The following is a 22,504-nucleotide window of genomic DNA, read 5'->3' on the forward strand; positions in this document are numbered from 1 at the left end:
CGGTCAGGTCGGTCGGGTCGGTCGGGCCGGTCGGGCCGGGCGGTGTGCGCGTCGGGCAGGGTGGGTTCAGTCGGACTTCGGTTCGACCCGTGCCACGACCGCGTGCGGGCGGCCGGGATGCGGTGCGGTGAAGGCGGCGTGCAGGGCCTCGTGGTCGCGGCCGTCGGCGGTCGCCGTGGACCAGCCCGCGGCCTCGAAGCGGGCCGCGATCCCGCCGGGCCGGGCATGGCTGGCGGAGGAGTTGTCGACGACGACGGTGTGCAGCCGGTCGAGGCCGGCCGGGCCGGCGAAGGCGATGGCCTCGTGGTTGCTGCCCTCGTCCAGTTCGGCGTCGCCGATCAGCACCCACACCGCGGGCCCGTCGAGCCCCTGGGCGCGCAGCCCCAGCGCCGTGCCGACGGCGATCGGCAGACCGTGCCCGAGGGAGCCGCTGCCGATCTCGGCCCCCGGCACGAGCACCCGGTCGGGATGGTGCCCGAGCGGGGAGTCGTACGAGCCGAAGCCGGGCAGCCAGTCGGCCGGCAGGAAGCCCTTGGCGGCGAGCACCGCGTAGTACGCCATGGGCCCGTGCCCCTTGGACAGCAGGAACCGGTCCCGCCCGGGGTCCGTCATCCGATCCGGACCGACCCGCAGGACCCGGTCGTAGAGCACCCAGAGCACGTCCAGCGTGGACGTCGCCGCCGGCCCGTGCTTCTCGTCGCCGGTCATCCGTCCCATGAGCGCGGTCAGCTCGGCGTACTCGTACGTGGGGTGGCCGTGTGTCGCTGTGATCGTCATACAGACGATCGTGCGACCTCGACCAAACTTGAGGTCAAGGCCGGAGTCCGCATGCCGGAGCACGAATAAAGGAGTGCGCGACCACCGACCCGAGTGCGGTATTGTTTCCATGCGTGTTCGGCCAGGGGAAACCCCAGGTCAGACGGGCATCGGGACGTGGCGCAGCTTGGTAGCGCACTTGACTGGGGGTCAAGGGGTCGCAGGTTCAAATCCTGTCGTCCCGACCAGCTTCAATGCAGGTCGGAAGCCGTTCTCTCGTTTCACGGGAGGGCGGCTTTTCGCGTTCACTCACGACGGGAAGGCGCTCCGGGGGACGGGAGGGTGCCCACTGCCTTGAGGGTCTTCAGGACCGGGGCCGTCTCCAGGGTGCGGATCGCCTTGACCGAGCCCAGGCCGTCGGTGAGGTAGCGATAAAGGGCCGCGGTGTTCCGGCACAGGGCGTGTGCCACGAGGTTGGTGGGTCCGGTGGTGTGTGCCACGAAGGCGAGCTCGTCGTGGCCGGCCAGGGTCGTGGCCACCTCGTCGAGATGAGCCGGGGCGACCGCCATCCACAGGAGGACCTTGACGCTGCCACCCAGTAGCGCGGGGTCGAGCTCGATGTCGAAGAAGATCGCTCCGCAGGCTCGCAGATGGTCCAGCCGGCGCGAGACCGTGGCCGGGGACCATCCGGTACCGGCGGCGAGTTCCCCGACGGCGGCGCGCCCGTCACGCCGCAGTGCCGCCATCAGCGCGTGATCGGCGGGGGAGAGCTGTACGTGCCGGTGCCGGTGCCGGTGCCGGTGCTGGTCGGGGGGCGGTGACTCGATGCCCCCTTCCCTCCAGCCCTCTTCCTGGTCCCTTCCCCGGTCCCCTTCCCGTTCCCCTCCGCTTCTCGTTGCCCGCAGCGCGAGTTGCTGCCGCGGTGTCAGCGCGTTCGCGCTCATCCGCCACGGCGTGCGCCCGCCCAGGTAGGTGTGCAGCAGGTGGTGGGCGGAGACGGCGGTGAGGCCCACGCTGGGCGGCAGTTCGTGCAGCAGCAGGGAGTGGCCGTGGGCGGTGCCCAACGGGGTCTCCAGCACGGCGACGATCTCGGTGCCCCCACCCGTGAGGTACACCCATGAGGTGTCCGTGCGGCGCACCAGGGCGTGTGCGAGGTCCAGGGCGGTCTCCGGGGCGGTGGTCAGCCGCAGCAGCCACTGCTCATGACCCGTCAGCCGGGCGTCGGACAGTCCGACGACGCGGAGCGCCGCCTGTTCGCGCAGCCGGTCGTAGCGACGCGAGACCGTCTGCGGCGACACCGCCAGTACGGTGGCCAACTGGGCGAAGGAGGCGCGTCCGTCGATGTGCAGCGCGTGGATCAGGGCGCGGTCGAGTTCGTCGAGCATGCACACCATCCTTCACACGCCCCGCCGGACAGGGTCGGGTCAGTGCCTGATCACGGACTTGCAGCGCATCAGGAACTCGGCGAGGTAGCCGTCGTGCGGCAGACCGGACTCCATTCGGTGGGTCGGGACATCCCCGACGTACAGATTGCTGATCGAGGGTTCTTCCAGCAGTTCGGTCACCAGGCGGTCGTCGTGCGTGATCGCCGTCAGGACCAGGCTGTTCCGTAGCGGTCCGACCCCCGCCTCGCGTGTCCAGGGGGCTACCCACACACAGGGAAAGGGGAGTTCCGCGGCGGTCTGCGGTGCGTCGGGCCGGTCCAGCTGGTGGACCGCGGCGCGCAGTACGGCGCTGCCGTCGCCGAGTTCGTCGAGAACGCCGTCGCCGCCGAGCCACGGCCTGGTGCCGTGGGCCCGGTGGAGCAGATGGGCCTCCAGCGCCTTGGCCGTGACGAGCGGCTGGACGGGGAAGACCGCCCCCGGATCCTCCGGTGGCAGGCTCGGCACTGCCGCCAGACGTTCCGCGAGGGCGGCGCACAGCGGGGCGGGGTCGCCCTCCACGAGGACGGTCGTGGTGTTGACGCAGCCTGTGCCGCCGTGGCCGCTCACCGAGTCGACGACGGTGTCGATGTGCTCCCGCCAGTCCATGTCACGGGTCAGCAGGATCTTCGAACGGCCCGGGCCCTGTGGCAGGACCGAGGCATCGGCGGCGTACTTGCGCACCATGTCCTCACCGCCGTACACCAGCCCCAGGTCGGCGCCCCGCAGCAGGGCGTCGGCGGTGGCGTGGTCGGTGGGCAGGAGGGCCACCTGGTCGTCGCCGAAGCCCGCGGCGCGCAGCGCGGTGACCAGTCGGTGCGGGGTGAACGGCTCGCGCCGGGAAGGACGGACGGCGACGCGGTAGCCGAGGGCCAGGGCCTGTGGCCAGAGGCTGTGCGGGCCGGGATGGTTGCCGGCCGCGTGCACCGCGAAGACGTTGCCGCGCCGTGTCCACACCGCACGGCCGGCGCGGGTCAGCGGATCGTCCCACCTGGTCACCGCCCCGGTCGGCCGGGCCTGGTCCACACCGTGGTGGACCTTCCGCAGCCGCTGCGCGATGGCCGCGGCAGTGGCCCGCACCACGGAGATCGGCGTCCCGCCGACCCGGCTGACCCGGTATGCGTAGTCCTCGGGCGTGAGGCCGTTCAGCGTGGCGCCGGCGAAGAGATCGGCGGCCCGGCCGATCATGCCGATCCGCTCGTCGGGCGCGGGTGTGGTCGCCCGGTGCAGGGCCTTCATCGTGCGGTCCACGAACAGGGCCGGTACGAGGCTGAGTTCCGCGCTCTCCCGGCCGGCGACGTCGGTGACAGTCAGCCGGTTCCGGGACCGATAGGCGCCCTGGGCGCCCAGCGCGTCGAGCGGGACGAGGCCGGAGGGGCCAGAAGGGAGCTGGGCCATCAGTAGACACCCTCGATCACGGGCTCGTTCTCGAAGGTCGCCACCGGAGCGATGTCCGCCACCGCGTCCCCCGCCTGGCCGGGGAGCGGCTCGATGCGGGTCGCCACGTCCCGTTCCAGGTTGTTGGGCAGGAAGAACGACTTGCTGACGTGATGGACGAGGACGCGGCCCCGGTCCCCGTACCCGACCGGACGCAAGGTCGCCGGATCGACGACGGAGAAGGTGACGTACGGGCTGTAGGGGTCGAAGACGCAGCCCGCGTCGTCGGGAAGCCCCGGCCGCTCGCCGGCGAAGCCGAGGATCATGGTGCTGCCGTAGTTCCCGCAGAGGACCGTCGTGGGGAAGACCTCGGTCCGGTAGAGGAAGCGGGAGTCGGGGTCCAGTTGGGTACCGCCCCAGCGGATCGCCCGTACCTTCTCGTCGACCAGCTCGGCGAGGTCGTCGCGCCTGGCCAGGCGTTCGAGCAGTGGGGGAGTGATGGTCAGGACGCCGATGTCCTGGGTGCGCAGGACGAACGCCGCCTGGTCGACGAGGTGTTCGGCATAGGCGTCGGCGTCGGCTCCGCGTCCGGCGGCGATGAGCTTCTTCACCCAGCGCGGGTCGAGGTCGAGGGTGAAACCGTGCCGGCCGTGTGTGTGTGCGGAACGGCGGAAGTACTCGCCCACGATGTGCGGGCCGGTCGGGACGAGACCGAGCCAGTCGGCGCCCCGGGGAAAGCCGTGGGCGTCGAGGTTCAGGTTGCTCCAGTGGAGCATGCGCTCCATCCAGTCCCGCAGCAGTACTACGCGCTTCGGGGCGCCGGTGGTTCCGCCGCTCTCGAACACGCCGACGACGTCGGGGTGTCGGCCATAGCCCCGCGGTACGAGGTCGTGTGCGCGCACCTCCCTCAGCTCCGCGGCCACGTTCGGGAACAGGGTGAGGTCCTTGTGGGTCTTGACGTCGGTGCGGGGATCGAAGGGCAGGGTCTTGGCCCGCTCCAGCCAGAAGGGCGACCCCGTCTCGGGGCCGAAGTGCCATTCCATGGCGGCGCGGATCAGCTCGTCCGGCTCGGGCCGGACGTCGAGGGGAAGGTCGAGGATCTCGGTGGCGGCTGATGGCACAGTCACTCCTTGCTCGATGGGCTCGTTGGGGGAGGTCGTGCGGAGCTACAGCTCGATGACGACGGCGCCGATGTGCCGTCCCTCGATCACCTCCAGCAGGGTCTGCGGCGCGCGTTCGATGCCCTTGATCCGTACATGAGGGAAGGTGATCTCTCCCGCGCTGAGCCAGGCCCCGAACCGCTCCGTCCACTCGGCCTTGTCGTCGAAGTCGTCGGAGCTGAAGCCGCGTATCTCGATCCGCTTGTGAATGAGCGGCAGCGAGTCCAGCTCGACCGGCGCCGTGGTCCCGGTGCCGTCCGGGGCCAGCTGTCCGGACAGCGCGCCGATCAGGACGAACCGGGCGCCGGGGCGCGCCGCGTCCACAGCTGCCCGCAGCTGCTCGCCGCCCACGTTGTCGACGTACACGTCGATGCCGTCGGGCGCCGCCTTCGCCAGCTGCTCGGCGAGCGGTGCCGCACCGCGGATCACGACGTCGTCGTATCCGAGTTCGGTGCGCAGCCGTTCGGCCTTCTCCTGTGATCCGGTGCTGGCGATGACCCGGCCGGCCCCCAGCAGCCGCGCGATCTGCCCGGCCATCGAACCGATGCCGCTGCCGCCGGCGGAGACGAACACGGTGTCCCCCGGCCGCAGTTCGACCCCGCGGGTGAGCGCCGCGTACGCCGTCCAGCCCTGCTGCAGATGGGCGATCGGGTCGGGCAGCGACGTCAGGTCCAGCCGGGTGCACTCGGCGACGGGTACGACGGCGTACTCGCGCCAGCCCAGCCAGTGCGAGACGACGTCGCCCGGCCTCAGGCCGCTGTCCTCGGGGGCCTCGACGACCTCGCCGACGGCGGCTCCCACCAGCGTGTCGCCGGGGGCGAGCGCGGGGAACGGGGTGTCCCGGGTCGCGCCCGCGATGAGGATGCGCAACGTGGCGAAGACATGGAAGTAGAGGTTGCGCACCAGCACCTCGCCCTCGCCCGGCGCTACGACGGGCGTTTCGACGACGCGGAATTGCTCCGGGAGGGGAAGCCCGTCGGGCTCGGCGGCCAGACGGACTTCCCTTTGGGTGGCGGGCAGGGCAGCCATTCACGCTCCTGAACGGGATGAACGCAACGAAGGGGAACCTCGGCGCACAGCGGGTGGTTGGGGAATCCAGCGTGAGGTGACCACGACGGTGCGCTCCAGCCGGAACGGCGGACTGGAGGATTTCTTCCATCAGGGGCCGCGTGCTGAAGGAAGCTCACGTCGGGCCCTGGGCTCTCCGTCCGGTGGGCGCCTCGGTGACGGCGGGTGCGGTCAGGACCTCGGTCGGGGGAAATCGACACCGAGGATGCCGCCCATGGAAGGAATCCTCCATCTACGGGCGCCGGCTGGAGCACCTCGCCACCGCGCCGCCACGCTGACTCGTGGTCGGCCCCGATGCCCGTTCCAGGGGCCGGGCCGACGTGTCGACGACGGTGGAGAGGAACTCCCGATGACTGCTGAGCGTGTGCTTGCGCCGCCTGCCACGGCGGCGTACCGATGGCGGTGGCCGGCGCTCACCGCCCTGCTCCTCGGCGAGGCGATGAACCTGTTGGACGCGACCATCGTGCAGGTCGCCGCACCGGCGATCCATGCCGATCTGGGCGGGTCGGTGTCGGACATCCAGTGGTTCACCACGGCCTACACCCTGCCGTTCGCGGTGCTGCTGATCACCGGCGGCAGGCTGGGCGACATCGCCGGCCGGAAGCGGCTGTTCGTGATCGGCGTCACGGGATTCATGCTCGCCTCCGCCGCCTGCGCCGTGGCGCCCTCGGTAGGGCTTCTGATCGCCTTCCGGGTGGTGCAGGGAGTCGCGGCGGCCGTGATCATTCCGCAGACCATCGGCCTGATCAAGACGATGTTCGCCGGGCCCGAGATGTCCAAGGCGCTGGGCAGCATCGGGCCCGTGATGGGCCTCGCCGCTGTCTGCGGACCCGTGCTCGGCGGTGTGCTCACCCATGCCGACCTGTTCGGTTCGTCGTGGCGCGCGGTCTTCCTGGTGAACGTCCCCGTGTCGCTGGTCGTCCTCGGGCTGGCGCCGAGGCTCCTGGAGAACCGTGCCCCGAAGCGGCCCACTCTCGATCTGACCGGCACGCTGCTGGCCATGGCCGGTATCGGACTCGTCGTCTACCCCCTGATCGGCGCCGACCTCGGCGCGCTGTCCGGGTGGAGCTGGGCGGCCATCACGGGCGGGCTGCTGTTGATGGTGGTGTTCGCCGTGCACCAGCGCGGTGTCGCCGCCGCCGGCCGCAGTCCGCTGGTGGAGCCGAGTCTGTTCGCCCGTCGTGGTTTCGCGGCGGCCCTGGTGACGTCGACGTCCTTCTTCGCGGTGACCAACGGTCTGATGATGGTCATCGTGCTCCAGCTCCAACTGGGCCTGGGTACCGGCGTGCTCAAGGCGGGGCTGACGCTTGCTCCCTGGTCGGTCGGGCTGGCCGTGGCGTCCTGGGTGGCCGGTGCCCACCTGGTCAGGCGTTACGGACATCGCCTGATGTCCCTGGGCCTTGCCGTACTGCTGGTCGGCGCGCTGGCCGCCATCGCCGTCTATCACGCGGCGGATCCCGGGTCCTACCCGACCGCGCTGCTGTTCGCGCTGGGGATCGTCGGGATCGGGGTCGGACTCTTCAGCCCCGCGTTCTTCACCATCGCCCTCAAGCCGCTGCAGCCGCAGGAGATCGGCTCGGCCGCCGGGCTGCTCAACGCGGTCCAGCAGCTGGGCGCCACACTCGGCGTCGCGATCCTCGGCAGCGTCTACCTGGGCAGCGCAGGCGACGGAGGTGCCGCGTCCGCCCTGCACGCCGTCCAGGTCGCCTTCTGGGTGGCCGTAGCCCTGGTGCTGGTCGCCTTCGCGGCCAGCAGGCCGATGGCGGACAAGGGCGCACCGGAGGGCCTGGCGCACTGATCGGGTCCGGGCACGAGCAGTCCGTGCGGCGGCCTTCGGGCCGCCGCGTCGGCATGTCCGGGCCGTCGCGCGTCAGATCCGCGTGCGTGCGGGGGCCGTGGGAAGCCGGGTGCGGGCGAGGTCCGTGATGATCGGGCTCGCCGCCTTGAGGCCCTGCAGCACCGGGCTCGTCTCCAGGGTGTGGATCGCCTCCAGCGAACCGAGCCGCCGGGCCAGGTAGTGGTGCAGGTCGGCGGGGTCGCGGCAGAGCGCCTGGGCGACCAGGTTGGTGGGACCGGTGGTCGCGGCGACGAAGGCCAGTTCGTCGTGGCCGGCCAGGGTGGTCGCCACGTGTTCCAGGTGCGCCGGACTGACCGACATCCACAGCAGGGCACGGGTGTTGGCGCCGAAGTGCCCGGTGTCCACCTCCACGTCGTAGAAGATCGCGCCGCCCTCCTGCAGATCGGCGAGCCGTCGTGCCACGGTGACCGGGGACCAGCCGGTCGCCTGGGCGAGTTCCGCGTGGGTGGCCCGCCCGTCCTTCTGCAGGGCGGCCAGCAGGCCGGCGTCGGCTTTCGTCAGCTGTCTCGGTACGGGCACGTACGAGGTGTCGGCCGCCTCGTGCTCGCGCATGAGGCGCTGCTGCCGTTCGTCGAGTGTGTTGGCGCTTCTGCGCCAGTTCGTCGGTCCGCCGAGATAGGTGTGCAGCAGGCAGTGGGCGGACACCGCAGTGATGTTGTTGGTGCGGGGGATGTCGCGCAGCAGCAGGGAGTTGCCCGCGGCGGCGTCGGTCGGGGTGTGGATGATCGCGACGATCTCCGTGCCGCCGGAGGTGAGCTTCACCCAGGAGGTGTCCTGCCGGCGGACGAGGCTGCGCGCCAGGTCCTGGGCGGAGCTGGCGGCGGCGGTGAGCCGTACGAGCCACTGCGTCTGCCCGGCGTGATCCGGGTCGGACAGGCCCACGACACGTAAGGACGCCTCGGTGCGCAGCCGCCGGTAGCGGCGGGCGACGGTCTGCGGTGACACGTCGAGGGCGGCCGCGATCTGACTGAAAGGCGCGCGGCCGTCTATGTGCAATGCGTGGATCAGGGCACGGTCCAGGTCGTCGAGCATGCACACATCCTTCAGTGGGGGCGTGCTCAGTGGAATAAAGTTGAAGATAGCGCAGATACCGCTACCATCGCAGCCGCTGATGTCCACAGAATTCCATTGGCCCACCGTTCGAGATGACCTCTCGGACCTCTTTCGGGCCTCTCAAGCCGGAACATTGCGCGGTCTTTGCGAATTCTTGAAGCGCGATGATCCGAGTGCATCGACCCAGGCTTTTCCGTCGAATTGAACTCTCCTTGGGGAGGATTTTATGGTGGAACTCAGGGCGCCCTCCATCGGAGTCGGGCAGACCGCGCTCTTCATCGCCTGGATGCGTCAAATGGAAAGTGAGCGTCCGGATGCGCTGTTCCGGGATCCGCTCGCCGGGGCGATGCTCTCGGCCCTGGCGGAGGATCCGGTCCTGGCCGACGTCGCCGAGGTGATCAAGCAGACGCACACCAGCGCCCGTGGATTCCCCACGTACTTCGCCGTGCGCACCCGGTTCTTCGACGACGAGATCCTCGCCGGGGTCCGCGGCGGAATCCGCCAGGTCGTCACCCTGGCCGCCGGGGTGGACGGCCGCACCGTGCGGCTCGACCTCCCGGACGGAACCCAGTGGTACGAGGTCGATCTGCCGGAGATGACGGAGTTCAAGGACGGCCTGATCGCCCACTCCGGCCTCCCCCTGCGGTGCGCACGGCACGGGATCGCCGCGGATCTGCGCGAGGACTGGTCCGTACCCCTTCGTGCTGCGGGGTTCGACCCCGGGCTGCCGACGGTCTGGTTGGTCGAGGGACTGCTGATGTACCTCACCGATGCCGCCGGAGAGGCCCTGCTGGCCGGTGTGAGCAAGCTGTCCGCGCCGGGCAGCCGGCTCACGCTGGAGCACCTCAAGGCGGCGATGCTCCAGGAGGAGGGCCGGCCCGCGCGGGAGCGCGTCGAGGAACAGGGCGCCCGGTGGCTCTCCGCCCGCGACGACCTCGCGGAATGGCTGGGCGGTCACGGCTGGCGGGCCCGGGTGTACGCGGGCGACGATCCGCGGATCGGCCAGGGCCGCACGGTCGCACCGCTCCCGGCGTGCTGGCTGGCGACGGCCGTACTCGACCGTTCCGGAGTCTGACCGAACATGACGAGCGAATTATTCGGAACTCGGAATTCCGCCACCCGTTCCGTGTTTTTGGACGCCCTCCTGTGTATTGGTCCAGACGATTCGGGTGTCCCGGGTCGCGCACTGGATATCCACGAAGTTCCGGGATTTCACCGGGGCGCCTCCCGGCAGCCGATTCTCCCGGGCCGGACAACAGGAATCCGGGCCTCCGGAAATTCTCCGGTCCCGCTGTTCTTCTTACGGCACTCGCGCCACCACCCCACCCCTCGGACAGCGGAGGAAGCGCATGTCTGACGCCACCGCACGCCCGCACGACCGACAGGCTCCGCGGGTACGGAGCGACAGCCGCCCGGGCGGCCCGCCGACGAGGAGGGGCGGTCACTGCGTGGTGCTCGGCGCCAGCATCGGCGGCCTCTTCGCCGCCCGGGTGCTGGCCGAGGCGTTCGACCGGGTGACCGTCGTCGACCGGGACACGCTCACGCAGACGGACGAGAACCGGCGCGGGGTGCCGCAGGGCCGGCACGCCCACGCCATCCTGCCCGCAGGCACCCAGGGGCTGCAGCGGATGTTCCCCGGCCTGCTGGAGGAGTTCGAGGCGCACGGGGTCCCCGTGGTCCGCGAGCCCACCGAGATGCACTTCGCGCCCGGCGGCCACCTCCTGTGTCAGGACGGCCGCTATGCCGACGCCATCCCCACCTACCAGCCGACCCGGCCCCAGTTGGAGGGGCGGGTCCGGGCCCGCGTACGGGCGCTGCCGAACGTGGAGGTGGTCGACCGGTGCGAGGCGGCGGGCCTGCTGAGCACGCCGGACGGAACACGCGTCATCGGCGCCCGGGTGGTGGAGGCAGGCGGGGAGGGGCGTGAGCTCGCCGCGGACCTCGTCGTGGACGCGACCGGACGCGGGGGACGCACCACCCGGTGGCTGGCCGACCTCGGCCACGAACCGCCCCCGGAGGACCGGATCGCGGTCGACATCAAGTACGTCAGCCGGAACCTGCGGCTCGCGCCCGGTGCCCTCGGCCGCCGCAAGGTCGTGATCGTGGGGGCCGAGCCGGGGCGGCCGACCGGCGCCACCTTCCTCCAGCACGAGGCGGATCGCTGGATGCTCACCCTGATCGGCTACGGCGGCCACCATCCGCCGACCGATCCGAGCGACTTTCTGGAGTTCGCCAAGCCCATCGTCCCGCCGGACGTGTTCGAGGCACTGTGCGCGGCCGAGCCCCTCGACGCCCCGGTCGCCCACCGCTACCCCGCCGGTGTGCGCCGTCGTTACGAACGGCTGGCGCGCTTCCCCGAGGGGCTCCTGGTGTTCGGCGACGCGATCTGCAGCTTCAACCCTGTCTACGGCCAGGGCATGTCCGTGGCCGCGCTCCAGGCCGAGGCGCTGCGCACCTGCCTGACCCAGGGGCTCGACCGGTTGCCGCAACGTTTCTTCAGGGCGGCCGCCCGGCGGATCGAGGTCGCCTGGCAGATGGCCGTCGGCAGCGACCTCGCGCTCCCCGAGGTCGAGGGTCCGCGCCCGCTTCCGGCCCGCCTCACCAACGCCTGCTTCGGCGCGCTGCTGACCGCCGCGGAACGGGACCCGGCACTCACCCAGGAGTTCGTCAAGGTCAGCTCGCTGCTCTCGTCGCCCCTGATCCTGCTTCGCCCCGGCACCGTCGGACGGGTCGTGCGCGGAAATCTGCGCCGCCGGCCGGACCCGGAGCGGGCCCGGCAGCCGTAGCTCTCCTTCCCGCCGGCGTTCCCTCGAAGGCTCCCTTCCAGGCTCCTTTCCAGGCCGAGAAATTCGGCACGCCCGAACGCGACACGAAAAGCCGCCGGGTCGGTTCGTGCTGCCTTTTCCGGCATTCCAAATTCCCGGTCAACCGAGAATCAAATGTCTTGACTCCGGAGTTTTTCGAACCCTAGCGTGCTCATCGCCGAGAAATTCGAAAGGAATGATTCGGAATGACGACTTCCGTAATCTCCAGCGACGTAAGGATTCCCGATCGGGAAGAACTCGTCGGGCGGGCCGAAGGACTGCGGGAACTGCTCTGGCAGGACGCCGTCGAGTGCGAGCGCGAGCGGCGCCTCTCCGACCGGGTCGTCGCGGCCATGACCGAGGCAGGACTGCTGCGGCTCATGACGCCGCGCCGGCTCGGCGGCTACGGGACGGACATGCGCACGCTCCTCGACGTCGCCACCACGCTCGGCCGGGGCTGCCCGTCCGCCGCCTGGATCGCCGGCGTCCTGAACGCCGGCAACTTCATGGCCTCGCTCTTCCCCGCGGCGGCGGGCGACGAGGTGTGGGGCGACGACCCCGACGCACGCTGCGCCCTGGTGCTCGGGCTGCCCTCGCCCGCCGTCGAGCCGGTCGAGGGCGGCGTCGTGGTCAGCGGCGAGTGGGCGTACGTCTCCGGGTGCCTGCACGCCCAGTGGGTCAGCGTCCTGATCGCCGTCCCCACCGGATCGGGGCGGCCCGACATGCGGTTCGCGCTGCTGAACGGCAACGAGGTCGCCCTCAAGGACACCTGGCACTTCGCCGGGATGCGCGGCACGGGCAGCAACACCGTGGTGGCCGACCGGATCTTCGTACCCCGCCACCGGCTGGTGCCCTTCCTGCCCGTCCTGCACGGCGAGACCGACGGTGTCGTCGACCCCGCCCTGCCCTACCGCAACAGCCTGACCGGCCTGTTCGCCATCGGACTGATCGGCGCTCTGATCGGCGCGGCCGAGGCCGCCCTCGCGTTCGTCCGGGACAAGGGCCCCACCCGCCCCGTGGCCGGCTCCTCCTACCGTGACCAGACGCAGTCCCCGACCTTCCAGCTCGACCTCGCCGACGCCACCTCGAAGATCGACACGGCGAAGCTGGTGGCGGCCCGCATCGCCGGCACGGTCGACGAGCTGGCCCGGGCCGGCGTCAACGCCGACCTCACCGTCCGGGCCCGCAACCGGCTCGAGTCGGCCCAGGTCGGACGGCTGTGCCGGGAGGCGGTCGACACGCTCCTGACCGCCCACGGCTCCTCCGCGTTCAACGAGTCCAACCCGCTGCAGCGGCTGTGGCGCGACATCAACGTCGGCAGCCGCCACGCCGGCTTCGGGATGGGGATCCCCGAGCAGGTCTACGGCCGCGCCCTGGTCGGCGGTGACCCGCGCGACATCAGCTTCATCGTCTGAGCGGCGCCTTCCCCCTCCCTCCACCGCAGAGCAGAGGACAGCCATGTCAGAACCCCGAACACCCACCGGCGAGGACGAGGTCCGCGCCCGTAACCGTGCCGTCGTCGAGCAGTACATGAGAACCCGTGGCGAGGCCCGGCTGCGGCGCCACCTGCTGTTCACCGAGGACGGCACCGGAGGCCTGTGGACCACCGAGAGCGGCGAGCCCATCGTGATCCGCGGCCGTGACCGGCTGGGTGAGCACGCCGTCTGGTCGCTCAAGTGCTTCCCCGACTGGGTCTGGACCGACGTCGAGATCTTCGACACCCAGGACCCCGACCGTTTCTGGGTCGAATGCGACGGGGAGGGAAGAATCCTCTTTCCCGGATATCCTGACGGGTACTACCGGAATCACTTCCTGCACTCGTTCCTGTTCGAGCACGGAAAGATAAAGCAGCAGCGCGAGTTCATGAATCCCTGCCAGCAGTTCAAGGCCCTGGGAATAGCGGTTCCGCGCGTCGAGCGCGAAGGAATCCCCACCTGACGCGCGGGCCCGCACACGCGGCCCGCCATCAGCCGGAACGTCACTTTCCTCTCCGCTCCCCGGGGGCACTGTCGTGGGACAAGCAGCAGTTACCGACATCCAAGGGGCCAAGGCCCTGCAACAACCCGAATGGCCCGACCCCGCACAGGTCCGGCGCGTGCGGGAGATCCTCGGCTCGCGGCCACCGCTGGTCCGGGTCGACGACGTCCGCACCCTCAGGTCGCTCCTCGCGTCCGTCGCCGCGGGTGAGGCGCTCGTCGTCCAGGCGGGAGACTGCGCCGAAGACCCGGAGGAGTGCACGGCGGAACACGTCCGGCGCAAGACCGCCGTGCTCGACCTGCTGGCCGCCACCCTGAAGATGCTCACCGGCAAACCCGTGCTGCGGGTCGGCCGCATGGCCGGCCAGTTCGCCAAGCCCCGCTCCAACTCCTTCGAGCAGATCGGTGAGTTGACGCTGCCGGTCTATCGCGGGCACATGGTCAACGACCCGCATCCCGCCCCGGAGACCCGGCGCCCGGACCCGCTGCGCATCCTCACCGGCTACATGGCGGCCAGCGACATCGTGGAACACCTCGGCTGGCGCGCCCCCGCCCTGCGCGGGTGGCCCGGCATCGAACCGCTGGTGTGGACGAGCCACGAGGCGCTCCTGCTGGACTACGAGGTCCCGATGATCCGCGAGCTCGGCGACGCCACCCGCTGGCTCGGCTCCACGCACTGGCCGTGGATCGGCGAGCGCACCCGCCACCTGGACGGCGCCCACGTGGAACTCCTGTCCGGCGTGGTCAACCCCGTGGCCTGCAAGGTCGGTCCGACGATGACGCGCGAGGAGATCACCTCGCTGTGCGAGCGCCTCGACCCGCTGCGCGAGCCCGGCCGGCTCACGCTGATCTCCCGTATGGGTGCCGATGTCGTCGGCGAGTTACTGCCGCCGCTGGTGGCCGCGGTCCGCTCCGCCGGGCACCCGGTGATCTGGCTGTGCGACCCCATGCACGGCAACACGATCACCTCTCCCGGCGGCAAGAAGACCCGGCTCCTGACCACCGTGGCCCGCGAGGTGCACGGCTTCACCCACGCGGTCGCGGCGGCCGGCGGCGTGGCCGGCGGGCTCCACCTGGAGACCACCCCGGACGACGTGACGGAGTGCGCCGCGGACGTCTCGGCGCTCGGCCGGATCGGTGAGCGGCACACGACGTTCTGCGACCCGCGCCTCAACTCCCGGCAGGCCGTGTCCCTCGTCGCGGCCTGGGCCGACGCCCTCTGACCCGGCATGCCGACGCCTCCCCTCTCCGGAAAGGAACCCCGATGGCCGGATTGCCCCCCATCGCGTCGTATCCCCTCCCCACCGCCCCGAGCCTCCCCGAGAACGTGGCGACCTGGACCCCGGACCCGGAGCGTGCCGTTCTCCTCGTGCACGACATGCAGCACTACTTCCTCCAGGCGCTGCCCGACCCCCTGCGTGGCGACCTCGTCCACAACGCCGCGGCGCTCCGCAAGCGCGCCGCCGCGCTGGGCGTCCAGGTGGCGTACACGGCACAGCCCGGCGGGATGAGCGACGAACAGCGCGGACTGCTCAAGGACTTCTGGGGCCCGGGCATGCGCACTGCCCCGGCCGACCGGGAGGTGGTGCCCGAGCTCGCGCCCACCGAGGACGACTGGGTCCTCACCAAGTGGCGCTACAGCGCCTTCCTCCGCACCGACCTGCTGCGGCGTATGCGAGACGCGGGCCGCGATCAGCTCGTGCTGTGCGGGGTGTACGCCCATGTCGGCATCCTGACCACCGCGCTGGAGGCGTTCTCGAACGACATCCAGACCTTCCTCGCCGCCGACGCCCTCGGTGACTTCTCCGAGGCCCACCACCGGACGACGCTCGACTACGCGGCCCAGCGCTGCGCGGTGGTCCTCCCCTCCACGGAGGTGTTCGCATGACCGCGTCGCACGGCCGGAACCCCGACCGCCCCGCCGACCTCCTCGACCGGGTACTGAGCCTGCGGGCACCCGCCTTCGCCCTGCTGCACCGGCCGGAGACCGGCGTCCCCGACACCGTCGACGTCCTGGTCGGAGACGTGACGCTGCCCGAGACCCTGGCGAAGATCCCCCTCACCGAACCGTCACCCGGCACACCGGGCCCCGAGCACGACGTCCTGGTCGTGGTGCCCTACCGGCAGATCACCGAACGGGGCTTCACGGCCCCCGACGACGGAGCACCGCTCATCGCCCTGTCCGTCACCGGCCAGGACCGGGTGACCGTGCCGGAACTCCTGCTCCGGCTCCCGGACACACCGACCGACGTGACGTTCCACGGGTTCGACGTGGACGACGAGCGGTACGCCGAGACCGTACGCCGTGTCGTGGCGGACGAGATCGGCACCGGCGAGGGCGCCAACTTCGTGGTCAAGCGCTCCTTCCTCGCCGACATCACCGACTACTCGCTCCGCCACGCGCTGGCGTTCTTCCGGCGGCTGCTGGAGCGGGAGCAGGGCGCGTACTGGACCTTCGTCATCCACACCGGGGAGCGCACCTTCGTGGGCGCCACCCCCGAGCGGCACATCTCGGTGAGCGGCGGCACGGCCGTCATGAACCCGATCAGTGGCACCTATCGCTACCCCCCGGCCGGCCCCACGCTCCAAGGCGTCACCGAGTTCCTCGCCGACCGCAAGGAGACCGACGAGCTCTACATGGTCGTCGACGAGGAACTGAAGATGATGGCCCGCATCTGCGAGGGCGGCGGCCGGGTTCTCGGCCCCTACCTCAAGGAGATGACCCGGCTGGCCCACACCGAGTACATCATCGAGGGCCGCACCGACCGCGACGTGCGCGACATCCTGCACGAGACGCTGTTCGCCCCCACCGTCACCGGCAGCCCGGTGGAGAGCGCCGTACGGATCATCCACAAGTACGAGCCCGAGGGCCGCGGTTACTACAGCGGTGTCGCGGCGCTGATCGGCCGGGACACGGGTGGCGTACGCCCCCTCGACTCGGCCATCCTCATCCGCACCGCCGACATCGACACCCACGGCCGGGTACGGATCGGTACCGGCGCCACGCTGGTACGCCACTCCGACCCGCTCTCGGAGGTCGCCGAGACCCGGGCCAAGGCGTCCGGGCTCCTCGGCGCGCTGGAATCAGGGGGCCCGGTCCGCTATGGCAGTCATCCGGACGTACGAGCGGCCCTGACCCGGCGCAACACCGGCATCGCGCGGTTCTGGCTCGACGACAGCGCCGCCCGGCAGCCCGCGGTGGCCGGACTGGCGGGGCTGAGCGCCCTGATCATCGACGCGGAGGACACCTTCACCGCCATGATCGGGCTCCAACTCGCCTCCCTCGGCATGGAAGTGACGGTTCGTCACTTCGACGACCCGTACGCCTTCGGCGACAACGACCTTGTCGTGATGGGTCCCGGTCCCGGAGACCCCCGCGCGGCCGACGACTCCAAGATCAGCCGCCTCCGCTCGGCGGTCGACCGCCTGCTGGCCGAGCAGCGGCCCTTCGTCGCCGTGTGCCTGAGCCACCAGGTGCTCAGCCTCGGTCTCGGCCTCGACCTGATCCGCCGGGACGTACCGAACCAGGGCGTGCAACGGGAGATCGACCTGTTCGGCAGCCGTGAACGCGTGGGCTTCTACAACACGTTCACCGCCCGCAGCGGCGAGGACAAGCTGGACATCCAGGGGGTCGGGCCGGTGGAGGTGAGCCGGGACGCGGCGACCGGCCAGGTGCACGCACTGCGCGGGCCCGGCTTCGCCTCGATGCAGTTCCACGCCGAGTCGGTGCTCACCGTCGACGGCCCGCGCATCGTCGGCCGCACCATCCAGGAGGTGCTCGGCCGTGCGGGTTGACATCGCCTGGTGGGACCTCGACGGGACGCCGCAGACCATCGACTCCCTGCGTGAGCACCTGCGGGACGGCGCCGTCGCCGACTGGAGCGACGTCCCCGGGCTGCGGCTGAAACTCTGGATCGCGGACCGCCGGCACAACCGGTGGGGCGCGGTGATGCTCTGGGAGGCGGACCGCCCGGCCGCGCTGCCGCCGAACCGCGCCGCGCAGCTGATCGGCGGCCCGCCCGCCCACCGCACCCGCTTCGACGTCGAGGCCGCTGTCGAGGGCGTGCACACGCTGCCCGGACCCGACGGCCTCGGCCCCGCGTTCATGGCACTCGCATCAGCAGCAGCGACCTCGGGGGACGAACAGCCGTGCACGAATACGTAGTGGTGGACGCCTTCGCCCGCACCCCGCTCGAAGGCAATCCCGTGGCCGTCTTCTTCGACGCCGCCGACCTGACCACCGACCTGATGCAACGCATCGCCCGGGAGATGAACCTCTCCGAGGTCACCTTCGTACTGCCGCCCGAGCAGGACGGCGACGCCAGGATCCGCATCTTCACCCCCGTCAACGAACTGCCGTTCGCCGGCCACCCGTTGCTCGGCACCGCGGTGGCGCTGGGCCACGCCCTCAAGGAGGACCGGCTCCTGCTGGAGACCGCGATGGGCACCGTCCCGTTCGAACTCGCCGACGACGACGGTGTCCTGGCCGTCCGCATGCGGCAACCGGTGCCCACCTGGGAGCCGTACGAACACCGCGAGGAACTGCTCGCGGCCCTGGGCGTCGAGAAGACCGTCGCGCCCGTCGAGATCTACCGCAACGGCCCCCGGCATGTCTTCGTGGGCCTTACGAGCGTGGCCGCGCTGTCCGCCCTCCGGCCCGACCACCGTGCCCTGAGCCGCTTTCCGGACATGGCCGCCAACTGCTTCGCCGGCTCGGGCACCCGGTGGCGGGCCCGGATGTTCTCGCCCGCCTACGGCGTGGTCGAGGACGCGGCGACGGGCTCGGCCGCCGGCCCTCTCGCCGTCCACCTGGCCCGGCACGGACTCGGCGCCTACGGGCAGCGGCTCGAGATCCTCCAGGGTGTCGAGATGGGCCGCCCGTCCCTCATGATCGCCACCGCCGAGGGCACCGGCGATCACGTCCGTTCGGTCGAGGTCGGCGGACACGGCACGGTCGCCGCCCACGGGACCCTCCACGTCTAGCGAGGAACACGTGAACACCAGCCGATTCGAAAGCCTCACCGGCGAGGTCGACCTGGACTTCCCCGAATACGAGGAGCCCCCCGGCGAGCCCATGGACCTCGTCCACCGGTGGATCAGCGAGGCGACCGCCCGCGGCGTCCGGGAACCGCGCGCCCTGGCTCTCGCGACCGCCGACGGCCTGGCAAGGGCCTCCAACCGCATCGTCTCCATCACCGAAGTCACCGACCGCGGGCTGGTGTTCGCCAGCCACTCCAGCAGCCAGAAGGGCCGGGAGATCGCAGCCACCGGCTGGGCGTCGGGCCTGCTGTACTGGCGCGAGACCGGCCGGCAGCTCATTCTCTCCGGCCCCGTGACACAGCTCAGCGACGGCGAGTGCGACGCCCTCTGGTACGGCCGGCCCGTGCCCATGCACTCCATGTCCGCGGCCTCCCGGCAGAGCGAACCCCTGCGGGACGCGACCGCCCTGCGCACCGAGGCAGCCCGGCTCGCCGCCCCCGGCACCCCACTGCCCCGCCCCGCCCGCTACGTCGGCTATCTCCTCGCCCCGGCGACTGTCGAGTTCTGGTCCGCCGACTCCGACCGACTGCACCTCAGGCTGCGCTACGACCGCAGCGGCCCCGGGTGGCGTACGAGCCGCCTCCAGCCGTGAACCGTGAACCGTGAGGGAGAGTGATCGACCGATGGACGACACAACCGCCCTGACCCGCGCCATGGCGCGGGTTCCCGGACCGGTGACCGTGGTGACCACCATCGACGGCACCGGACGGCGCTGGGGGTTCACCGCGACCTCCTTCAGCTCCCTGTCCCTCGATCCGCCCCTCGTCCTGGTCTGCCTGAACCAGTCCGCCAGCACCCACCGGGCCTTCACGACGGCCGGCCACTTCATGGTCAACCTCCTGGCGCACGGACAGGACCAGGTGGCCCGGCGCTTCGCCCGCTCCGGGGTCGACCGGTTCGCCGACGGGGACATGGAGCCCTGCGAACTGGGCCTGCCCGGTTCGCCCCACGCGTGCGCCCGCGTCGCCTGCGCACTGCACTCGGTCGAGGACGGGGGCGATCACAGCATCCTCGTCGGCCGGGTCCTGACCACCCACGTGGACGACGACCGCACCCCGCTCGTGTACTACGACCGGACCTTCACCCACCCGGCTTCCGCGCTCGACGTGCCGGAGCCGCTCATGACCCTGCATCTGGCGGACTGGTGAGGGCCCCGGCGAACGACATCGTGCGTGACGCGGCGACCGTCGAAGCCCGCGTGAAGGTCGCTGTCGTCTACTACTCCGCCACCGGTCATGTCGCCGACATCGCCCGCGAGATCGCCGAGACGGCGGAGAAGGCCGGCGCCGAGGTCCGGCTGCGCAGAGTCGCCGAGTCGGCGCCGCCGGAGGGCGTCGACTCCACGGCGGCGACCGACGGCACCCCGCTCGCCGCGGTCGAGGACGTGGTGTGGGCCGACGCAGTCCTGATGGGGTCGCCGACCCGGTTCGGCAACATCGCCGCCCAGCTCAGTCAGTTCCTCGCCACCCTGGGCGGGGCGTGGAGGAAGGGGGAGCTCGCCGACAAGGTCTACAGCGGCTTCACCTCCACGGGCAGCCCGCACGGCGGCAACGAGTCCACCCTCCTCGCGCTGATGCACTCCTTCCACCACTTCGGCGGCATCGTCGTCGCCCCCGGCTTCACCCACCCGGCCAAGTTCGCCGACGGCAACCCGTACGGCACCGCGCACCACGACGCCGGCGGCACCGTTTCGGTCGGTGACGTCACGCGCAACGCGGCCCGCGTCCAGGCCGAAAGGGTGGTGCGCCTCGCCCGCGCCCTCGCCTCCGCGACCGTATGACACCCCCTCGACCCAGGGAGAGCCATGTCCCGCCGCCTGTTCACCTCGGAGTCCGTGACCGAGGGCCACCCCGACAAGATCGCCGACCGGATCAGCGACACCGTCCTCGACGCCCTGCTCAAGGAGGACCCGTGTTCGCGGGTCGCCGTGGAGACCCTGATCACCACCGGCCAGGTGCACATCGCCGGTGAGGTGACCACGAGGGCGTACGCGGACATCCCCGGCCTGGTCCGGGACGCCGTCCTGGACATCGGCTACGACTCCTCCCGGAAGGGGTTCGACGGCCGCTCCTGCGGGGTGTCCGTCTCGATCGGGGCCCAGTCCCCGGACATCGCGCGGGGCGTGGACGGCAGCGGCGAGGAGGTCGACCCGCTGTCCGGGCAGGGCGCCGGCGACCAAGGCCTGATGTTCGGATTCGCCTGCGACGAGACGCCCGAACTGATGCCGCTGCCCATCCAGTTGGCCCACCGGCTGGCGTACCGCCTCACGCAGGTGCGCAAGGAGGGCGTCGCCCCCTACCTGCGCCCCGACGGCAAGACCCAGGTCACCATCGAGTACCTGGGCAGCCGGGCCGCGCGCCTCGACACGGTCGTCGTCTCCGCCCAGCACGCGGCGGACGTCGACCTGGCCGGCCTGCTGGCCCCGGACATCCGCACCCACGTCGTCGAGCACGAGTTGGCCCGCCTGGCGGACGACGGCATCAAACTCGACACCGGGGACTACCGCCTCCTGGTCAACCCGACCGGCCGTTTCGAGATCGGTGGCCCGATGGGCGACGCCGGCCTGACCGGCCGCAAGATCATCATCGACACCTACGGCGGCATGGCGCGCCACGGTGGCGGCGCCTTCTCCGGCAAGGACCCGTCCAAGGTCGACCGTTCGGCGGCGTACGCGATGCGCTGGGTCGCCAAGAACGTGGTGGCGGCCGGACTCGCGCGCCGCTGCGAGGTGCAGGTCGCGTACGCCATCGGCAGGGCCGAGCCGGTCGGCCTGTTCGTGGAGACCTTCGGCACCGCCGCGGTTCCGTACCCGGCGATCGAGCACGCCGTCCGGCAGGTCTTCGACCTGCGCCCGGCCGCCGTCGTCCGCGACCTCGACCTGCTGCGCCCGATCTACGCCCAGACCGCGGCGTACGGCCACTTCGGCCGCGAACTGCCCGACTTCACGTGGGAGCGGACGGACCGGGTGGATGCGCTGCGGAGCGCGGCGGGGAGCTGAGCCGCGGGCCGCCGAGCGGATTCGTCGTAGAAAGCTCAACTCATGGAATGAATCGTCGAGTTGACAGCTCCGGCTGGAGTCGGGCGCAGGGCCCGGACACGCTGGACGGAGATCGATCGTCGCGACCCGAGGAGAACTGATGAAAATCGCCCGTCACCCCGCCGGTGCCCCGTGCTGGGCAGATCTCGACACCCCCGACGTCGCCTCCGCACGTGCCTTCTACGGCTCCCTCTTCGGCTGGGAGTCCCTCGAACTCCCGGGTGGATACGTGAACTTCACCCTGCACGGAGAGAAGATCGTGGGCGCTGTCAGGCTCGTGGAAGGCGAGGAGTACTCGGCCGGCTGGAGCGTGTACTTCATGTCGGACGACCTGGACGGGACGACGAAGGCGGTCGCGGCGGCCGGGGGCAGCGTGCTGAAGCCGCCGACGAAGGTGTCGGTCGCGGGCAGCGCCGCCGTCTACCGGGCGCCCGACGGCGCTGTCTTCGGCGCCTGGGAGCCGGACCGGCACCCCGGTTCCGGCCTGGTGCGCGAGCCCGGCACGCTGTCCTGGTTCGGACTGAACACGCCGGACGCCGAAGGTGCCAAGGCGTTCTACGCCCAGGTCTTCGGCTGGACCGCGGCCGTTCCCCGGGCCGGCGGCGCCGCGGACCAGCTGACCTTCGTCGGGGGCAAGGCGGAGTTCGGCGGCATCGTGAGCGACCCCGAGGCCGCCTCCGGATGGACCCTGCACTTCGGCGTCGAGGACATCGACGGCGCGGCGGTCGCGGCGGCCGCACTGGGCGGCACCGTCGTCTCCGGGCCCGCCGAGGTGGCCGGCGTCGGACGCGTCGCCCTCGTGAAGGACCCGGCAGACGTGACTCTGGCCCTGGTCCAGTTCGCCTGACGGCGCCGGGTCTGCCAGGCGGCCCCAGGACGTTCGTACCCGGAGGAGGCGGGAGGTGGTTCGCGATGCAGAGCGAGCCTCCGAGTCGGCCCTGGCGTACTGCCGGC

The 22,504-nt window shown here is 71.2% G+C and carries 21 protein-coding genes and 1 tRNA gene; 16 read left to right on the forward strand and 6 right to left on the reverse strand.

Annotated features, from left to right (window positions below; all coding sequences use genetic code 11):
• Positions 1-66: 66 nt before the first annotated feature.
• Positions 67-777, reverse strand: coding sequence for a transketolase (locus ACH4TV_RS20280; protein ID WP_398399910.1), 711 nt, complete (start codon positions 775-777; stop codon positions 67-69).
• A gap of 150 nt (positions 778-927) precedes the next feature.
• Between ACH4TV_RS20280 and ACH4TV_RS20285 the strand changes: the two genes are divergently transcribed.
• Positions 928-1,004, forward strand: a tRNA-Pro gene (locus tag ACH4TV_RS20285).
• Between the two features lie 57 nt (positions 1,005-1,061).
• On the opposite strand, the gene ACH4TV_RS20290 is transcribed toward ACH4TV_RS20285, so the two are convergent.
• The 4 genes from ACH4TV_RS20290 to ACH4TV_RS20305 are packed head-to-tail and all read right to left on the reverse strand — an operon-like array spanning position 1,062 to position 5,743.
• Positions 1,062-2,141, reverse strand: a complete 1,080-nt coding sequence (locus ACH4TV_RS20290; protein WP_398399912.1) for an Lrp/AsnC family transcriptional regulator — start codon at positions 2,139-2,141, stop codon at positions 1,062-1,064.
• A gap of 39 nt (positions 2,142-2,180) precedes the next feature.
• Positions 2,181-3,575 (reverse strand): aldehyde dehydrogenase family protein, encoded by a 1,395-nt coding sequence (locus ACH4TV_RS20295; RefSeq protein WP_398399914.1) that lies wholly within the window; start codon positions 3,573-3,575, stop codon positions 2,181-2,183.
• Positions 3,575-4,675, reverse strand: a complete 1,101-nt coding sequence (locus tag ACH4TV_RS20300) for a phenazine antibiotic biosynthesis protein (protein ID WP_398399916.1) — start codon at positions 4,673-4,675, stop codon at positions 3,575-3,577. The genes ACH4TV_RS20295 and ACH4TV_RS20300 overlap by 1 nt, the downstream gene beginning before the upstream one ends.
• A 45-nt stretch (positions 4,676-4,720) precedes the next feature.
• Complete coding sequence (locus tag ACH4TV_RS20305; protein ID WP_398399918.1) at positions 4,721-5,743, reverse strand: MDR family NADP-dependent oxidoreductase; 1,023 nt, start codon at positions 5,741-5,743, stop codon at positions 4,721-4,723.
• Positions 5,744-6,131: 388 nt separating this feature from the next.
• Between ACH4TV_RS20305 and ACH4TV_RS20310 the strand changes: the two genes are divergently transcribed.
• On the forward strand, positions 6,132-7,580 hold the full coding sequence (locus ACH4TV_RS20310) for an MFS transporter (protein WP_398399920.1): 1,449 nt from the start codon (positions 6,132-6,134) through the stop codon (positions 7,578-7,580).
• A 72-nt stretch (positions 7,581-7,652) separates the two neighbouring features.
• Here the strand turns inward: ACH4TV_RS20310 and ACH4TV_RS20315 are convergent, their stop codons facing one another.
• A complete protein-coding gene (locus tag ACH4TV_RS20315) occupies positions 7,653-8,672 on the reverse strand; it encodes an Lrp/AsnC family transcriptional regulator (RefSeq protein WP_398399922.1) in 1,020 nt (339 codons plus the stop codon).
• A 247-nt stretch (positions 8,673-8,919) separates the two neighbouring features.
• On the opposite strand from ACH4TV_RS20315, the gene ACH4TV_RS20320 reads away from it, so the two are divergent.
• The 14 genes from ACH4TV_RS20320 (at position 8,920) to ACH4TV_RS20385 (ending at position 22,397) form a co-directional block, all read left to right on the forward strand.
• Entirely contained in the window at positions 8,920-9,768 is an 849-nt protein-coding gene (locus ACH4TV_RS20320) for an SAM-dependent methyltransferase (RefSeq protein ID WP_398399924.1), read from the forward strand.
• A gap of 274 nt (positions 9,769-10,042) precedes the next feature.
• The gene (locus ACH4TV_RS20325) at positions 10,043-11,479 is read left to right on the forward strand and encodes an FAD-dependent oxidoreductase (RefSeq protein ID WP_398399926.1); all 1,437 of its coding nucleotides are present in this window, start codon (positions 10,043-10,045) and stop codon (positions 11,477-11,479) included.
• A 224-nt stretch (positions 11,480-11,703) separates the two neighbouring features.
• Positions 11,704-12,912 carry an acyl-CoA dehydrogenase family protein gene (locus tag ACH4TV_RS20330; protein WP_398399928.1) on the forward strand — a complete coding sequence of 403 codons (1,209 nt, stop codon included), beginning with the start codon at positions 11,704-11,706 and terminating at the stop codon, positions 12,910-12,912.
• Between the two features lie 43 nt (positions 12,913-12,955).
• The gene (locus tag ACH4TV_RS20335) at positions 12,956-13,435 is read left to right on the forward strand and encodes a PhzA/PhzB family protein (protein WP_398399930.1); all 480 of its coding nucleotides are present in this window, start codon (positions 12,956-12,958) and stop codon (positions 13,433-13,435) included.
• Between the two features lie 73 nt (positions 13,436-13,508).
• A complete protein-coding gene (locus ACH4TV_RS20340; protein WP_398399932.1) occupies positions 13,509-14,696 on the forward strand; it encodes a 3-deoxy-7-phosphoheptulonate synthase in 1,188 nt (395 codons plus the stop codon).
• Positions 14,697-14,737: 41 nt separating this feature from the next.
• Positions 14,738-15,361 (forward strand): isochorismatase family protein, encoded by a 624-nt coding sequence (locus tag ACH4TV_RS20345; RefSeq protein WP_398399934.1) that lies wholly within the window; start codon positions 14,738-14,740, stop codon positions 15,359-15,361.
• Positions 15,358-17,268 (forward strand): anthranilate synthase family protein, encoded by a 1,911-nt coding sequence (locus ACH4TV_RS20350; RefSeq protein WP_398399936.1) that lies wholly within the window; start codon positions 15,358-15,360, stop codon positions 17,266-17,268. Before ACH4TV_RS20345 ends, ACH4TV_RS20350 begins: the two co-directional genes overlap by 4 nt.
• Positions 17,258-17,638, forward strand: coding sequence for a hypothetical protein (locus ACH4TV_RS20355; RefSeq protein WP_398399938.1), 381 nt, complete (start codon positions 17,258-17,260; stop codon positions 17,636-17,638). The genes ACH4TV_RS20350 and ACH4TV_RS20355 overlap by 11 nt, the downstream gene beginning before the upstream one ends.
• A complete protein-coding gene (locus ACH4TV_RS20360) occupies positions 17,623-18,456 on the forward strand; it encodes a PhzF family phenazine biosynthesis protein (RefSeq protein ID WP_398399940.1) in 834 nt (277 codons plus the stop codon). Before ACH4TV_RS20355 ends, ACH4TV_RS20360 begins: the two co-directional genes overlap by 16 nt.
• Positions 18,457-18,466: 10 nt before the next feature.
• Positions 18,467-19,105, forward strand: coding sequence for a phenazine biosynthesis FMN-dependent oxidase PhzG (gene phzG, locus ACH4TV_RS20365; protein ID WP_398399942.1), 639 nt, complete (start codon positions 18,467-18,469; stop codon positions 19,103-19,105).
• 31 nt (positions 19,106-19,136) lie between these two features.
• Positions 19,137-19,661, forward strand: coding sequence for a flavin reductase family protein (locus tag ACH4TV_RS20370; protein WP_398399944.1), 525 nt, complete (start codon positions 19,137-19,139; stop codon positions 19,659-19,661).
• A complete protein-coding gene (gene wrbA / locus ACH4TV_RS20375) occupies positions 19,658-20,293 on the forward strand; it encodes an NAD(P)H:quinone oxidoreductase (protein WP_398399946.1) in 636 nt (211 codons plus the stop codon). The genes ACH4TV_RS20370 and wrbA overlap by 4 nt, the downstream gene beginning before the upstream one ends.
• A gap of 24 nt (positions 20,294-20,317) precedes the next feature.
• Positions 20,318-21,511, forward strand: coding sequence for a methionine adenosyltransferase (metK, locus tag ACH4TV_RS20380; protein WP_398399948.1), 1,194 nt, complete (start codon positions 20,318-20,320; stop codon positions 21,509-21,511).
• Between the two features lie 139 nt (positions 21,512-21,650).
• Positions 21,651-22,397: a VOC family protein gene (locus ACH4TV_RS20385; RefSeq protein WP_398399950.1), complete on the forward strand. Its 747-nt coding sequence runs from the start codon at positions 21,651-21,653 to the stop codon at positions 22,395-22,397.
• Positions 22,398-22,504 lie beyond the last annotated feature (107 nt).

This window comes from Streptomyces sp. NPDC020898, assembly GCF_044333925.1.
Classification (GTDB): domain Bacteria; phylum Actinomycetota; class Actinomycetes; order Streptomycetales; family Streptomycetaceae; genus Streptomyces.